Annotated in this window: 13 protein-coding genes; 9 read left to right on the top strand and 4 right to left on the bottom strand. The window is 62.9% G+C overall.

The features are described 5' to 3' along the window. Positions 1 to 10 precede the first annotated feature (10 nt). Positions 11 to 469, top strand: a complete 459-nt coding sequence (locus HUS66_RS10260) for a TerB family tellurite resistance protein (RefSeq protein WP_175070816.1) — start codon at positions 11 to 13, stop codon at positions 467 to 469. Here HUS66_RS10260 and HUS66_RS10265 read toward each other — a convergent pair. Further along, on the bottom strand, positions 453 to 1,367 hold the full coding sequence (locus HUS66_RS10265) for a YihY/virulence factor BrkB family protein (protein WP_175070817.1): 915 nt from the start codon (positions 1,365 to 1,367) through the stop codon (positions 453 to 455). The two genes, HUS66_RS10260 and HUS66_RS10265, sit on opposite strands and share 17 nt — an antisense overlap. A gap of 112 nt (positions 1,368 to 1,479) precedes the next feature. Between HUS66_RS10265 and HUS66_RS10270 the strand changes: the two genes are divergently transcribed. The 4 genes from HUS66_RS10270 to HUS66_RS10285 all read left to right on the top strand — a co-directional run bounded on the left by HUS66_RS10270 (position 1,480) and on the right by HUS66_RS10285 (position 4,667). Continuing rightward, a complete protein-coding gene (locus HUS66_RS10270; RefSeq protein ID WP_282848629.1) occupies positions 1,480 to 1,908 on the top strand; it encodes a DCC1-like thiol-disulfide oxidoreductase family protein in 429 nt (142 codons plus the stop codon). 67 nt (positions 1,909 to 1,975) lie between these two features. Continuing rightward, on the top strand, positions 1,976 to 2,941 hold the full coding sequence (gene corA / locus HUS66_RS10275) for a magnesium/cobalt transporter CorA (protein ID WP_175070819.1): 966 nt from the start codon (positions 1,976 to 1,978) through the stop codon (positions 2,939 to 2,941). A gap of 89 nt (positions 2,942 to 3,030) precedes the next feature. Continuing rightward, on the top strand, positions 3,031 to 3,456 hold the full coding sequence (gene arfB, locus HUS66_RS10280) for an alternative ribosome rescue aminoacyl-tRNA hydrolase ArfB (RefSeq protein WP_175070820.1): 426 nt from the start codon (positions 3,031 to 3,033) through the stop codon (positions 3,454 to 3,456). A gap of 125 nt (positions 3,457 to 3,581) precedes the next feature. Further along, on the top strand, positions 3,582 to 4,667 hold the full coding sequence (locus HUS66_RS10285) for a hypothetical protein (protein ID WP_175070821.1): 1,086 nt from the start codon (positions 3,582 to 3,584) through the stop codon (positions 4,665 to 4,667). A 251-nt stretch (positions 4,668 to 4,918) separates the two neighbouring features. Here the strand turns inward: HUS66_RS10285 and HUS66_RS10290 are convergent, their stop codons facing one another. Both HUS66_RS10290 and HUS66_RS10295 read right to left on the bottom strand, forming a co-directional pair. After that, on the bottom strand, positions 4,919 to 6,685 hold the full coding sequence (locus HUS66_RS10290; RefSeq protein WP_175070822.1) for a chloride channel protein: 1,767 nt from the start codon (positions 6,683 to 6,685) through the stop codon (positions 4,919 to 4,921). A 67-nt stretch (positions 6,686 to 6,752) separates the two neighbouring features. Continuing rightward, on the bottom strand, positions 6,753 to 7,403 hold the full coding sequence (locus tag HUS66_RS10295; RefSeq protein ID WP_175070823.1) for a phosphoribosyltransferase: 651 nt from the start codon (positions 7,401 to 7,403) through the stop codon (positions 6,753 to 6,755). A 329-nt stretch (positions 7,404 to 7,732) separates the two neighbouring features. On the opposite strand from HUS66_RS10295, the gene apbC reads away from it, so the two are divergent. After that, positions 7,733 to 8,554 carry an iron-sulfur cluster carrier protein ApbC gene (apbC, locus tag HUS66_RS10300; protein WP_282848633.1) on the top strand — a complete coding sequence of 274 codons (822 nt, stop codon included), beginning with the start codon at positions 7,733 to 7,735 and terminating at the stop codon, positions 8,552 to 8,554. Between the two features lie 142 nt (positions 8,555 to 8,696). After that, positions 8,697 to 9,263 (top strand): dCTP deaminase, encoded by a 567-nt coding sequence (gene dcd / locus HUS66_RS10305; protein ID WP_092524265.1) that lies wholly within the window; start codon positions 8,697 to 8,699, stop codon positions 9,261 to 9,263. A gap of 79 nt (positions 9,264 to 9,342) precedes the next feature. Here dcd and HUS66_RS10310 read toward each other — a convergent pair whose 3' ends face one another. Then, complete coding sequence (locus HUS66_RS10310) at positions 9,343 to 10,338, bottom strand: LysR family transcriptional regulator (protein WP_175070825.1); 996 nt, start codon at positions 10,336 to 10,338, stop codon at positions 9,343 to 9,345. A 235-nt stretch (positions 10,339 to 10,573) separates the two neighbouring features. Between HUS66_RS10310 and HUS66_RS10315 the strand changes: the two genes are divergently transcribed. Then, a complete protein-coding gene (locus HUS66_RS10315; protein ID WP_175070826.1) occupies positions 10,574 to 11,989 on the top strand; it encodes an acetyl-CoA carboxylase biotin carboxylase subunit in 1,416 nt (471 codons plus the stop codon). Positions 11,990 to 11,999: 10 nt separating this feature from the next. Then, positions 12,000 to 13,835 (top strand): sodium-extruding oxaloacetate decarboxylase subunit alpha, encoded by a 1,836-nt coding sequence (gene oadA / locus HUS66_RS10320; protein WP_175070827.1) that lies wholly within the window; start codon positions 12,000 to 12,002, stop codon positions 13,833 to 13,835. Positions 13,836 to 13,852 lie beyond the last annotated feature (17 nt).

Genomic DNA, 13,852 nt, shown 5'->3' on the forward strand with positions numbered 1-13,852 from the left:
AGACTAGCCCATGCTTGAGGCCATTCAGCAGTTCTTTAACCGCACCTTGGCTAGCTCAGCTGAGCAGGAAGGGCCGACCCTGGAGCTCGCAACCGCCGCACTGCTGTGCGAAGTGGTCCGTGCCGACTACCACCATGATCGCCGTGAGCTCGATGCCCTTCGCGGTATGCTGCTGCGTCATTTCTCGCTCGACGAAGCTGCCGTGGACGAGTTGATGACACTGGCTCGGCAGGAAGTCGAGCATGCGGTCGATCACTATCAGTTCGTCAGCCTGATCAAGGATCGCTATGGCTATGAACAGCGGGCGGAGTTGATCCGTTTGATGTGGCAGCTGGCCTATGCTGATGGTGAGCTGAGCCCGCTAGAGGAGCACCGTATTCGGCGCCTGGCCGATCTGCTGTACGTCAGGCACAGCGATTTCATCCGCGCCAAACTCAGTGTGCAGGAGGCCCTCAGCGGGACGCACTGACGGCGTCTCGGGGCGGGTCCTGGTACCAAGGCAAGTCGGCGCGGTCATTGCGCTCGAGCTCGGCGATCACCTGCCCACCCAGCAGCAGGATAATGGCGCCGACCTCGAGGCTCAGCAGCACGATGACGATGGTGGCAAGCGAGCCATAAACCGCATTGACCAGCGACAGGCTGGCGAAATAGACCACCAGCAGCTGGCGGACTCCCTCCCAGAGCAACGCCGCCACAAAGCCGCCGACCAGAGCCCTGCGCAGTGCGATATGCACCACCGGCAGCACCTTGTAGATGGCGCTGAACATGGCAAACAGGCCCAGGAAGCTGATCAGGTTGAGGGCCGGCTCCGAAAGGCTTGCTAGCGGCAGGCTGACGCCGAAGATCGCCAGCATGGCATTGTTGAGGGCGCCGATCATCGATACCAGCAGGGTAAGGGCCAGAAGCCCGGTGCCTAGCACCAGAATAAAGGCATAGGGCAGCAGCACGGACACCCAGACGCTGCGTTTCTCCTGATAGTCCGGGTGATGGAAGATGATCGCCATGCAGTCCTCCAGCATGCGAAAGGCGAAGGAGCTGAAAATCAGCAGCACCGGAATGCCGAATAGCCCGATGGCATCCCGCGATTCCAGCAGCGCCTGCACTGCATCGAGCAGGACGCTGGCATGCGCCGGTGTCAGGTGACGCGCCTGGATCGACAGCACTTCGAGCAGATGCTGCTCGTCGGCCACATGAGTCAGCAGCACGCAGAGAAGCGCAAAGAGTGGCACGATCGACAGCAGGATATTGTAGCCCACGCCGCCGGCCAGCAGGATGCCCCGGTTACGAAAGAAAGCCATCAGCACTCGCCGGGCGAAATGCGCCAAGCGAGAAATCAGGCGGGGCAGGGCGGCGAGGTGACTCGGCATGCACAACGTCCTTGTGAGGTCGGCGAGTGGAGCGATCAATGCCATCATAAGCGCAGCGGCACGCCGACGGCCATCCGAGCGACCGCTGCCAGCTGTGTCAGGAGGAAAATACGTGGCAGCCGATACCCCCAACCTGCTGGTCTACGATGGCCAGTGCCCCTTTTGCACCCGCTATGTTTGCTGGATGCGGTTGAAAGACACCGTGGGCGAAATGCGCCTGGTCGATGCCCGTGGCGATGACCCGGTGATCGACGAGGTGCGAGCCCTCGGCTTCGACCTCGATCAGGGCATGGTGCTGCGCCTTGAGAGTCAGTGGTATCACGGCGCCGAGGCGCTGCGGGTGCTGGCCATGTTGAGCAGCCCGGTGGGCGCCTTCAATCGACTGAATCGTCACCTTTTTAGCGGCCGGTGGCGTGCCAGGGGCTGGTATCCATTGCTGCGCGGCTTGCGTCGACTTGCTCTTTGGCTGCTGCGACGCCCATCGCTGCGACGTTCGCAACGCGTCTCGAGCCCCTGTCGGGGCGGAGAAGATGATGGGTAAGCGTGGGGCCATTGCCTTATTGGTGTCTATGCCGTGGTCTATTCAGGATCCAGCCAGGAGCTAGCCGATGATCGTCAACTGTGTCGCCTATGAACACGGGCATCGCCAGCGGGATATCCATACCGATGATATCGCCGAGGCCATGCAGCACTCCAACTGCTTCGTGTGGGTCGCCTTGCATGATCCGGACCCCGAGGAGTTCCGGCGATTCGAGCAGATCTTCGACTTGCATGAGCTGGCCGTCGAAGATGCCCTGCATGGCCAGCAGCGCCCCAAGATCGAGGAATATGGCAGGGCACTTTTTTGCATCATGCGGCCGATTACCCTGGTCGATGGTGAATTCGATGAGGGTGAGGTGGCGGTGTTCCTCGGCGAGCGTTTTGTGCTGTCGGTTCGACAGCATGCCTCCCAAGGTTTCCTTGGTGTGCGAGAACGCTGCGAAAGGGAGCCCCACCTGCTCAAGCAGGGGCCTGCCTTCGTGCTCTACGCGCTGCTTGATGCCGTGGTGGATCGCTACTTCCCGGTGGTCGAGTCGCTGGAAAATGAACTCGAGAATATCGAGGATCAGATATTCACCCGGGGAACGGCGCGCATGAGCCTCGAGCGTCTTTACCAACTCAAGCGTCGCACCATGCTGTTGAAGCACGCCGTAACGCCCCTAGCCGAGGCCACGGCTCATCTGACCGGCGGTCGTGTGCCTGCACTGTGCCTCAATACCCGCGAATACTTCCGCGACGTGTATGATCACCTGCACCGTATCGAGGTCGGGGTCGACACCATCCGCGAAACCATCATCACGGCCATCCAGGTCAACCTGTCGATGGTGGCCATCGATGAAAGCGAGGTGCACAAGCGGCTTGCCGCCTGGGCGGCAATATTCGCCGTGGCAACCATTCTGGCCGGTATATGGGGAATGAACTTCCAGCATATGCCAGAGCTGGACTGGCGACTCGGCTACCCCCTCGCTCTGTCGATCATGGGGCTTGCCTGCGGGGGCCTGCACTGGCGATTTCGTCGGGCAGGTTGGCTCTAGGTCGACGGGAGCATCAATACATCAGCGGCGGATAACCACGCTGGGCGTACGCGTCTGGATAAACACGCCGGCTATAAGGACTCATGTTAATGCTGGAAGTATCGCGACAGATTGTGATCAACGACGATGAGCTGGAGCTGCAGGCCGTTCGCGCCCAGGGCGCCGGCGGGCAGAACGTCAACAAGGTCGCTTCGGCGATTCATCTGCGTTTCGATATTCGTGCCTCTCAACTGCCGGAAGGCGTCAAGGAGCAGCTGCTGGCACTTCGGGACAAGCGCATCAGCCGCGACGGCGTGGTGATCATCAAGGCTCAGGAGCACCGTACCCAGGAACGTAACCGCCAGGAGGCGCTGGCGCGTCTCAAGTCACTGATCAAACGCGTGCTCTACGCCCCCAAGAAACGTGTGCCCACTCGGCCCAGCAAGGGGGCCAAGAAGCGACGCATCGAGCAAAAAAAGCAGCGTGGCAAGCACAAGGCCCTGCGTGGCAAAGTGAGCCGCCAGGCCATCGACTGATTCCGCCGCATGGCAGTCAACGCTGGTATCCCCTATCTTGTAGGCTCGGCCCGTGGCCCACGGGACTGCGATGTTTCATTTGCCTTGCTGATCAATAATCAGTGGGGCTGACAGGAGACGATAAGATGGCGGATCAATCGGTAGGTGATCTACTGAAAGACAACCGGGTCAAGGCGCTGGTCGTGCTGCTGGTGCTGGTGGTGCTCTATGCCTTCTATGCCAGCTCCAGTGCCAGCAGCGAGCGTGAGCGGCTCGAGGCCAGAGTGGCAGAGCTTGAAAGCGAACGGCAGACACTGAGCGACCGTGTCGCCTCCTTCAGCGAGACCTATGATTCCATTGACGCTGCAGAGGCGGCCCTTTCGGACCTGAATAGCCAGGTTGAAGCCGCCAAGACGCGTCTGGCAAACCTCGAGGAAAGCGTCAGCGAAGCGCAGTCCCGTCAGGATGCCATGACGTCGACCCTCGAGGAACGCCAGGCGCAGATCGATGAACTGGACGCCACGATCGCCTCGCGTCAGGCCGAGTACGAAACCCTTTCCGATCAGGTAGAGCAGGCCGTCAAGGAACGCGATCAGGCCCAGGCGACCCTCGAAGAGAGCCGCAGTGCCATTGCCGATGCTGAAGGGCGCCAGGCAGAGCTCGAAAGCAACATTGCGTCTCTGCAAGAACGTCGCGACGCTCTCGAGCAAGAAATTGCCAGCCGCGAAGAGCAGTCCGCCGCGCTAGAGGGCAAGATCGCGGCTGCCGAGCAGTCCTTTGCCCATGTCGATGAAAACCTGACCCAGGCCCTCAATGAGCTCGACGCTACTCAGCAGAAGCGCGACAGCCTGCAAACGCAGATTGCCGAGCTGAGCGATCAGGCAGATGCGCGACGGAATCAGCTGGATCGTCTCGAGGCGCAGCTCGCCGAATGGCGTGATGAGCTAAGCCAGGTCTCTGTGGGTTCCTCGGCACAGGACGCCCAGAAGCGCGAGGCCTCGGACGAGGCTGCTGCGCAGGAAGCGACGCCTTCCTCAGAGACATCTTCCGCAGAGGCGTCCTCCACAGAGGCGTCCTCCACAGAGGCGTCCTCCACAGAGACATCCTCCGCTGAGACGTCCTCCGCAGAGGGTGCAGAGGGTGCCACGAAGCAGGAGGCGGCTCAGGCGGAAGAAGCGGAAACGAAGAGCAATCAGACGGAAATCGAGCAGGAGCCTGAGGCCGAACAGTGAGCTGGGCAGCACCGCATTTGGTGCTCTCTCGCCTTTAACGCCCTCTCGCCTTTAACGCCGATGCATCCAGCACTCGAACGTGCACCGAGCGAGCTTTGAGCACAAGTGATCGAAGTATCTGTGCTTGAAGCACTCATCGAAAGACACACGGCCTCCTGTTCCAGGGGGCCGTGTCGTGTCTGGTGCCTGGGCTTGTCTCGCCCGACGGGCGGCACGCCTAGGCGATGGGCACTGACGGTCGTTGCTGATGGTCAGCCATGGCTGTTCTCCTCGTCGCGGAGCTCGTTGCTGGAGCGCATGAAGGCGCGGGCGATGGAGTCCTCGTAGACCACGCCGAGAAAGATGCCGTCGGCCTCATGATCGACCATGGCCAGCGCTTCACCACTGAAGTGTTCCAGGGCGGCCATGGCATCCCAAAGCGAATCGTCGGGGGCCAGCGTGGGGCGGGCTGGGCTGATGAAGTCGGCCACCGGTACATCGCCATGGCCATCCTCCCGGGCAGCTTCCAGGCTGGCGAGCGTCACGCTGCCGCAATGGCGGCCGTCGGCATCGGCTAGTTGGGCCTCGGCGTGGTCGGCATGGCAGATATGTCTCACCGCCACGACCACCGATGTCTGTGGCGACAGGGTCACGCAGTCACGGGTCAGATGAACATCGACCCTGGCCTGTTTGAGCATGGCTCGGCTGCGTCCGGCCGACAGGTCCAGCCCGCGCCTGGCGAGCTGGATGTCGAACAGCGAGCGGCCAAACAACTGGGCGCTGATCGGGCTGGCCAGGGTCACGCTGGCCAGCGCCGCGGTAGTCAGTGCGTAGTTGCCGGTGAGCTCGAAGACGATCAGCAGGCTCGCCAATGGTGCACCGATCACCGGGGCGGTGACCGCCAGCATGCCGCAGACGGCATAGAACACGAAGGTCTCCTGGCTGGCGCCCACCACCATCAGTGTCACATGGCCATAAAGGGCACCGAACAGGGTGCCGATCAGCAGGGCGGGGCTGAACACGCCGCCGCTGAACCCCAGCCCCAGGCACAGCGCCGTGGCGGCGAGCTTGAGGATGAGCAGGAGCGCGAGATCGTCGAGGGCGTAGGCGCCTGCGACGGTGGCCAGCCGCAGGGTTTCCTGGCCGATGCCGAGGATCTGCGGTACCCAGAGGGCGGTCACGCCGAGCATCGCGCCGGCAAGCGCCGGGCGCAGCGAAACAGGCACCGGCAGACGGCTGGCCTGGCGTTCCACGGCAAGGATGGCGCCCATATAGGCGCCGGCGACCAGTGCACCGAGGCCGCCGAGCACCAGGAAGGCCGCATATTCCCAGGCATGGGGAATGGCCGTTTCGCCGATCCGTAGCAATGGGCCGCTGGCCTGCAGGCTGTTGGCCAGGACATGGGCGACGATGGCGGCGGCGGCGATGGGAGCGAAGGCGCGCAGGGCATAGTGGCGCAGCACCACCTCATGGGCGAAGACGATGCCGGCCAGCGGGGCATTGAAGGTCGCGGCTATGGCGGCGGCGACCCCGCAGGCGATACCGATGTTGTCCCCGACCCGGGAGAGTCGCAGCAGCCGCGCCGCCAGAGAGCCCAGCGTGCCCCCCAGGTGCACCAGTGGCCCGTACTGCCCAACGGACGCGCCGCTGCCCAATGCCAACAGGGCGCTGAGGGTCGAGAGAATGCTGGCGCGGATCGGCAGCCGGCCGCGGCGGGTCTGAACGGCGGCAATCACGTCACTCGGCCCCTGGGCGCGGCGCTCGGCCAGCAGACGGTGAAACTGGCCGACGAGCAGGCCGCCAAGGGTGGGGACGGTGAGGGTGGCGATGACGAGCACTGCCGAAGAGGCGGCATGACGCCGACTGTCCGCTGAGATCCACAGCAGATCGTTTAGCCACAGCACGCCGGCAACGAAGGCCATGGCCAACAGAGCGGCGGTGGCTCCGATCAGCCCGCCGAGCAGTACCAGGCCCAGGAAGTGCACCAGCCGCACGGGGCGGCTGGGGCGGCTGGGGCGGCCGGCAGAGGAGGTGTTCATCTACAAGGTGTAGGTCGCCCCCGGGCATCCGGCAAGCGGCTGAGCCTCGCGATGGTCGCAGCCGGGGCTAGGGAGGCGGTGATGACCGAGGCAAGGCCGCCCGGGCCAGCAGCGCAATCACCTCTTCATCACTGGTTTGCCCGAAGGTCTGGTACCACTGGCCAACCGCCATGAAATCCCGTGGCGCATGCAGGCAGACGACTCGATCGGCGAATCTGTCGATCGCGGCCAGGCTGTCGGCAGCCGCCACCGGCACCGCCACCACCAGCTCTCCAGGTGCATCTTTTCGCACGGCTTCCACGGCAGCCTGCATGGTCGCCCCGGTGGCCAGGCCGTCATCGACCACGATGACGCTGCGCCCGGTGATGCGAGGTGGCGGTCGGTGACCTCTATAGGCCAGCTCGCGTCGTTGCAGCTCGCGGGTTTCATCGGCAATGATGGCGTTGAGCCGCTCCTTGCCGATGCCGAGACGCGCGATCAGCTCGTGATTCAGGATGCAGATGCCGTTGCCGGCAATGGCGCCCATGGCAAGCTCCGGGTGCCAGGGCACGCCCAGCTTGCGCACTACCAGTACATCGAGTTCGCCGCCCAATGCCTGCGCCACCTCGAATGCCACCGGCACACCGCCGCGAGGCAGGCCAAGCACCAGTGGTTGGTGATAGTCATGTAGAGCGTTGGCGAGCTGCCAACCGGCATCTTGGCGGTCCCGGAAGAGCATGTCATAGCCGTCTCGCTGGGTGTCCCCATCAGCATAGGACAAATGGCATAGAACAAAGCGCAGGTCAGGGTTTAGGACAGGGTTTAGGTCAGCGTTTAGGCCAACGTTTCGATCAGCGGGTTGGGGCAGAGGCCAAGCCAGGGTTTTGCCAAGGTCTTGGATAAGGTCTTGGATAAGGGCTTGGATCCGAAACTGGCGATCAAGCGGGCTCGTTTACGTGCCGTGCCTTGCGTAGAAATCCGCAGGCGAAAAGTTGACTAGTCTGCTTGGGATTGGCCGGGGCACGCGGGTTATACTCGCCCCATGGCGGCATGCGATGCCGACGATCAATGACACAGGAGAAGATCGTAATGGAGGGTGTAAAGCATATCGTCGCCGTGGCGTCGGGCAAGGGCGGCGTTGGCAAGTCCACTGTGACCGCCAACCTGGCGTTGGCTATGGCGGCCGAAGGCTATCGAGTCGGCCTGCTGGATGCCGATATCTATGGTCCCAGCCAGGCGCAGATGCTGGGCATCGGTGAGGGCGTGAGGCCGCACCAGGTAGGGGATAACCAATTCGCCCCTCTCGAGGCTCATGGCATCCAGGCGATGTCGATGGCCTTCCTGGTCGATATCACAGAGCCGATGGTATGGCGCGGGCCCATGGTTGCCGGTGCCTTCCAGCAGATGCTCAACCAGACCGCCTGGGACGATCTCGACTATCTGTTCATCGACATGCCGCCGGGTACCGGTGACATCCAGCTGACGCTGGCCCAGAAGGTCGAGGTCGATGGAGCGGTGATCGTCACGACTCCGCAGGACATCGCACTGTTGGACGCGCGCAAGGGCATCGAGATGTTCCGCAAGGTCAATGTGCCGGTGCTGGGAATCGTCGAAAACATGAGCCTGCATGTCTGCTCGGAGTGTGGCCACCAGGAGCCGATCTTTGGCGCTGGCGGTGGCGAGCGCATTGCCTCACAGTACGAGACAACGCTGCTGGGTCAGTTGCCGTTGAGCCTTGGCATCCGCGAGCAGGCGGATGGCGGCCGTCCTACCGTGGTCGCCGAGCCCGAGGGCGAGGTGGCGCAAACCTTCCGCAAGGTGGCGCGAGCCGTGGTCGAGGGCGTTACCGCCCAGCAAGCCGAGGGGCCGAACATCTCCTTCGGCGACTAGGTCTGCTCAGGCCAGAAACGCTTTAGCGTTACCTGGTCATAAGGGCTTGCTGCAGCCAAGTCTTTTGGAACGCCGTCAGGGCCGTTATGATTACGGCCCTGTTTTTTGCCCTTCACCCTCGACGCACCTCAAGGAATCCCCGATGAGCATCAAGTCCGATAACTGGATCCGTCGCATGGCCGCCAGTGACGCCATGATCGAACCGTTCATGGAGGATCAGGTGCGCTACGTCAACGAGCAGCGGGTGATCTCCTACGGCACGTCCAGCTACGGCTACGACGTGCGCTGCTCCGATGAATTCAAGGTCTTCACCAACATCCATTCGGCGGTCGTCGACCCGAAAGCCTTCGACGAGAAGAGCTTCGTCGACGTCAAAGGGGATGTCTGCGTGATCCCGCCCAACTCCTTTGCCCTGGCTCGCACCGTGGAGTACTTCCGCATACCGCGCAATGTGCTGACCATTTGCCTCGGCAAGTCCACTTACGCCCGCTGTGGCATCATCGTCAACGTCACACCCCTGGAGCCGGAATGGGAAGGGCACGTGACGCTCGAATTCTCCAACACCACCAATCTGCCGGCCAAGATCTACGCCAACGAGGGTGTCGCGCAGATGCTGTTCCTGGAATCCGATGAGGTCTGCGAGACCTCCTACAAGGATCGGGGCGGCAAATACATGGGGCAGCGCGGTGTCACCCTGCCGCGGACCTGATACGCCAACACGGACTGCATGACGACACAGCAAGGCCGGGCTTTTGAAGCCCGGCTTTTTGATGTCTGCAAGGGGCAGATTAGAACTGCTGGCTATCCACCGCCGGTAGACAGACCACACCGTGGCCCGGCATGGGTTCGAGAGGCCCGCTAAAGTGGCGATTGAGCTCGGGCAGCAGCTCTCGCACGCAGCGCAGGAAAAGCTCAGTGACCGGCGAGGGCGGCCGGTCCTTGGGGTAGACGGTGCACCAGGAGCGCTTGAGCGGAAAGCCGGGCAGCTTGGGCGATGCCAGCAGTCCGGAAGCGATTTCCAGCTGCACGGCCAATCGCGGCAATACCGCGACGCCCAGGTGCGCCATGATGCCCTGCTTGATCGCCTCGTTGGTACCCAGCTCGATGGTATGCGGCAGCGACACCCGCTCCCTGGCGGCGAACTCCTCGAAGGCGGTCCGCGTCCCGGAACCGGGTTCGCGCATTAGCACATAGTGGCGCGCAAAGTCCTCGAGGCTCGGCTTGTCGGCCGTCAGCAGCGGATGGCCTGGCCAGACGACCGGGATCATCTCGTTGTCCAGTATCGGCATGAAGGCCAGTTGGGCATCTTGGGGCACCATGCCCATGATCACCAGGTCGTCGCGCCGTTCGGCCAGACGCTCGAGGGCCTGGCTGCGGTTGCAGACGCGCAGTCGAATGGTGACTTCCGGGTAGCGGGCGCGAAACCGGGCCAGAATATGAGGCACCGCGTACTGGGCGGTGGATACCGCGGCCAGGTTGAGCTCGCCGCGAATGGTGCCGGCGATCTCGGAGAGCTCCATCTGGAGGCTCGACACCTGGCCGAAGATCGAGGTCACTGAGGCGGCCAGCGCATCGGCGGCTGGCAGTACGTGCAGGGTCTTGCCGGCATACTTGAACAGCGGCTGCTCCAGCGCCTGCTCGAGCTGTCGGATCTGGGCGCTCACCGCGGGCTGGGTGAGGCCTAGCTGCTCGGCGGCCCGGGAGTAAGACTGCTGGCGATGCACGGCCTGAAAGACCTGCAACTGACGAAACGTCAGGCGATTGAGCAGACTGGGTCGAGTCATCGGCATTCCCGCAAAGGTCTAGCTATAAGGTATAGCTTATAGGTTGGCAAAAAAATATCAATTTTTCTATTGGTTCGACACCCGGTAGCGTGAAAAAACGTCCTGCAACGGGGGTGGCTGGACACCCGTGAGCCGCTGGAAGCGACATGGGAGGGAGAATGTCGACCTTCCGGGGGCTTTCGAGTGTTTCGCAGGCCCGCTCAGGACGCAACCCGTAACCCTGGAGGTTCGACCCGTGTTCCAGAAACTATTGATTGCTAACCGCGGCGAGATTGCCGTGCGCATCGAGCGGGCCTGTGCTGAGCTGGGCATTCGTTCGGTGGCTATTTACACTGAACCCGACCGCTTTGCCCTGCACGTCAAGCGGGCCGACGAGGCTTATCAGGTCGGCGATGATCCCCTAGAGGGCTACCTTGACCCACGGCGTCTAGTCGACCTTGCCCGCGAGACCGGTTGTGATGCCATCCATCCCGGCTATGGATTTCTATCCGAAAACGACGAGTTTGCCCGCATCTGTGAGCAAGCCGGCATCGCCTTTGTCGGTCCGAGCTCCGAAGTCATTGCCCGCATGGGCGACAAGACCGCCGCCCGGCGGGCCATGCGCGATGCGGGAGTGCCGGTTACTCCTGGCTCAGAGGGCAACCTGGCAGACTGTGCCGCTGCTCTCAAGGAGGCCGATCGCATCGGCTATCCCGTCATGCTCAAGGCGACCTCCGGCGGCGGTGGCCGAGGCATTCGCCGCTGCGACAGCGCGGAACAGCTCGAGCAGGCCTGGGAGCGAGTGGTATCCGAGGCCACCAAGGCCTTCGGCTCTGCCGATGTGTTTCTCGAGAAGTGCGTGGTCGACCCGCATCACATCGAGGTGCAGATCCTTGCCGACAAGCATGGCAGCGTGATCCATCTCTTCGAGCGCGACTGCTCCATTCAGCGGCGTAACCAGAAGCTGATCGAGATCGCGCCAAGTCCTCAGTTGACGCCAGAGCAGCGCGCCTATGTCGGCGAGCTGGGCGTGCGCGCGGCCAAGGCCGTGGGCTATGAAAACGCCGGTACCGTGGAGTTCCTGGTCAAGGGCAATGAAATCTACTTCATGGAGATGAATACTCGGGTCCAGGTCGAGCACACCATTACCGAAGCCATCACCGGGGTGGATATCGTCCGTGAGCAGCTGCGTATCGCCAGTGGCCACAAGTTGTCGTTTCGCCAGGAAGACATTCGTTACCACGGCTATGCGATCCAGTTTCGTATCAACGCCGAAGACCCCAAGAACGATTTTCTGCCCTCTTTCGGGCGCATCACGCGCTACTACGCGCCCGGTGGTCCCGGGGTGCGCACCGATACTGCCATCTATACCGGCTACCAGATCCCCCCTTATTTCGACTCGCTGTGCCTGAAGCTGGTGGTCTGGGGGTTGAGCTGGGAAGAGACCCTCGACCGAGGCATCCGCGCGCTCAATGACATGCGTCTGCAGGGCGTCAAGACCACGGCGCCTTACTACGAGGAAATCCTGCGCCACGCGGACTTTCGTAGCGGACATTTCGATACCGGTTTCGTGCCGGCCCATCCCGAGCTCTTGCAGTACTCGGTCAAGCGCAACCCCGAAGAGGCGGCCCTGGTGATTGCCGCCGCCATCGCCGCCCACGCCGGCCTCTAAGGAGAATCTCATGACGACGACAACTGCTTCCTCTGCCGCCGCCGATGCCGTCAACCTCACCGATGTGGTGCTGCGCGATGGCCATCAATCGCTGATCGCCACACGCCTGCGCACCGAGGATATGTTGCCGATCTGCGCGTCTCTCGATGCTATCGGCTTCCATTCCCTGGAAGTCTGGGGCGGGGCGACCTTCGATGCCTGCGTGCGGTTTCTCAAGGAAGACCCCTGGCAACGGCTGAGTGCCTTCAAGGATTTGATGCCCAACACCCCGCTGCAGATGCTGTTGCGCGGTCAGAACCTGCTTGGCTACCGCCATTATGCCGACGACGTAGTGGAACGCTTCGTCGCCAAGTCTGCCGACAACGGCGTCGATATCTTCCGCGTCTTCGACGCCTTGAACGATCTGCGCAATCTCGAGACCGCGATGCGCGCCGTCAAGGCCAGTGGCAAGCATGCCCAGGGTACGCTGTGCTACACGGTCAGTCCGGTCCATACCCTGGAGCGCTATGTGGCGGATGCACGTCGGCTGGTCGAAATGGGGGCCGACTCCATCGCCATCAAGGACATGGCGGGGGTGCTCACGCCCTATGCCACCTATGACCTGGTGGCAGCGCTGGTCGAGGCCGTCGAGGTGCCGGTGCATCTGCATGCCCATGCCACCTCGGGGCTGTCGGCCCAGTGTCACCTCAAGGCGGTCGAGGCCGGCTGTCGGCATATCGATACCTGTAACTCGGCCTTTGCCGGCGGCACCAGTCATCCGTCCACCGAGGCCATGGTGGCAGCGTTCAAGGACACCCCCTACGACACGGGGCTGGATCTGGAAGCACTCAAGGATATCGGCGACTACTTCCGCGAAGTGCGCAAGAAGTATGCGGGCTACGAGAGCGAGTTCACCCGCGAGGATGTGGCGGTGCAGATCAATCAGGTGCCCGGCGGCATGATGTCCAACCTGGCCAACCAGTTGAAGGAGCAGAACGCCCTGTCGCAGATCCGCGAGGTGTTCGCCGAGATTCCGCGGGTGCGCGCCGACCTGGGCTATCCACCGCTGGTCACCCCGACGTCGCAGATCGTCGGCACTCAGGCGGTGATGAACGTGCTCACTGGCAGTCGCTACAAGTCGATCACCAACGAGGTCAAACGCTACCTGCTGGGCGGCTATGGCCAGCCGCCGGCAGCGGTGGATGAGGCACTGCGCAAGCGTGCCGTCGGCAACCAACAGGTCGAGGAAGGGCGTCCGGCCGACCAGCTGGGGCCGGAAATGGCGCGACTCACCGCCGATATCGGCGAGCTCGCCGAAGGTGAAGAGGACGTGCTGACCTATGCCATGTTCCCGGACCTGGGGCGCGATTTTCTGAAGGGACGTCGCGATGGCAGCCTGGTGCCCGAGCCGATGCCGGCACCGGTGGCGAGCGATGCCCAGCGCCCGGTCACCGAGGCCACGCCGACCGAGTTCGTGATCGATGTGCACGGCGAGTCCTACGAGGTGCAGATCACCGGCGTGGGCAGCGATGCTGGCGGCAAGCGTCAGGTCTACCTGACACTGGACGGCATGCCGGAGTCGGTGGTTTTCGAAGCCCGCGACAGCTATGACGCTGGCGCCGGTGGGAAAGGCGGTCGTGCTCGCGCTACCGGCAAGGGGCACGTGACCACCGCCATGCCGGGCAATATCGTCGAGGTGCTGGTGGCCGTTGGCGATAGCGTCGAGGCCGGCCAGCCGGTGCTGATCAGTGAAGCCATGAAAATGGAGACCGAGGTACACGCCCGCCAGGCCGGCAGCGTGGTGGCGATTCACGTAGCCAAGGGTGACCGAGTGACGCCGGGCGAGGTGCTGATCGAGATCGAGTGATGCCGACCCCCGTCGCA

This window comes from Onishia taeanensis (genome assembly GCF_013349955.1).
In the GTDB taxonomy this organism is placed as follows: domain Bacteria; phylum Pseudomonadota; class Gammaproteobacteria; order Pseudomonadales; family Halomonadaceae; genus Onishia; species Onishia taeanensis_B.

Coding starts and splice junctions, on each gene's coding strand:
- HUS66_RS10265 (WP_175070817.1), bottom strand. CDS start 1,367: ATGCCGAGTCACCTCGCCGCCCTGCCCCGCCTGATTTCTCGCTTGGCG.
- HUS66_RS10310 (WP_175070825.1), bottom strand. CDS start 10,338: ATGACTCGACCCAGTCTGCTCAATCGCCTGACGTTTCGTCAGTTGCAG.
- dcd (WP_092524265.1), top strand. CDS start 8,697: ATGAGCATCAAGTCCGATAACTGGATCCGTCGCATGGCCGCCAGTGAC.
- apbC (WP_282848633.1), top strand. CDS start 7,733: ATGACACAGGAGAAGATCGTAATGGAGGGTGTAAAGCATATCGTCGCC.
- HUS66_RS10260 (WP_175070816.1), top strand. CDS start 11: ATGCTTGAGGCCATTCAGCAGTTCTTTAACCGCACCTTGGCTAGCTCA.
- arfB (WP_175070820.1), top strand. CDS start 3,031: ATGCTGGAAGTATCGCGACAGATTGTGATCAACGACGATGAGCTGGAG.
- oadA (WP_175070827.1), top strand. CDS start 12,000: ATGACGACGACAACTGCTTCCTCTGCCGCCGCCGATGCCGTCAACCTC.
- HUS66_RS10285 (WP_175070821.1), top strand. CDS start 3,582: ATGGCGGATCAATCGGTAGGTGATCTACTGAAAGACAACCGGGTCAAG.
- corA (WP_175070819.1), top strand. CDS start 1,976: ATGATCGTCAACTGTGTCGCCTATGAACACGGGCATCGCCAGCGGGAT.
- HUS66_RS10295 (WP_175070823.1), bottom strand. CDS start 7,403: ATGCTCTTCCGGGACCGCCAAGATGCCGGTTGGCAGCTCGCCAACGCT.
- HUS66_RS10290 (WP_175070822.1), bottom strand. CDS start 6,685: ATGAACACCTCCTCTGCCGGCCGCCCCAGCCGCCCCAGCCGCCCCGTG.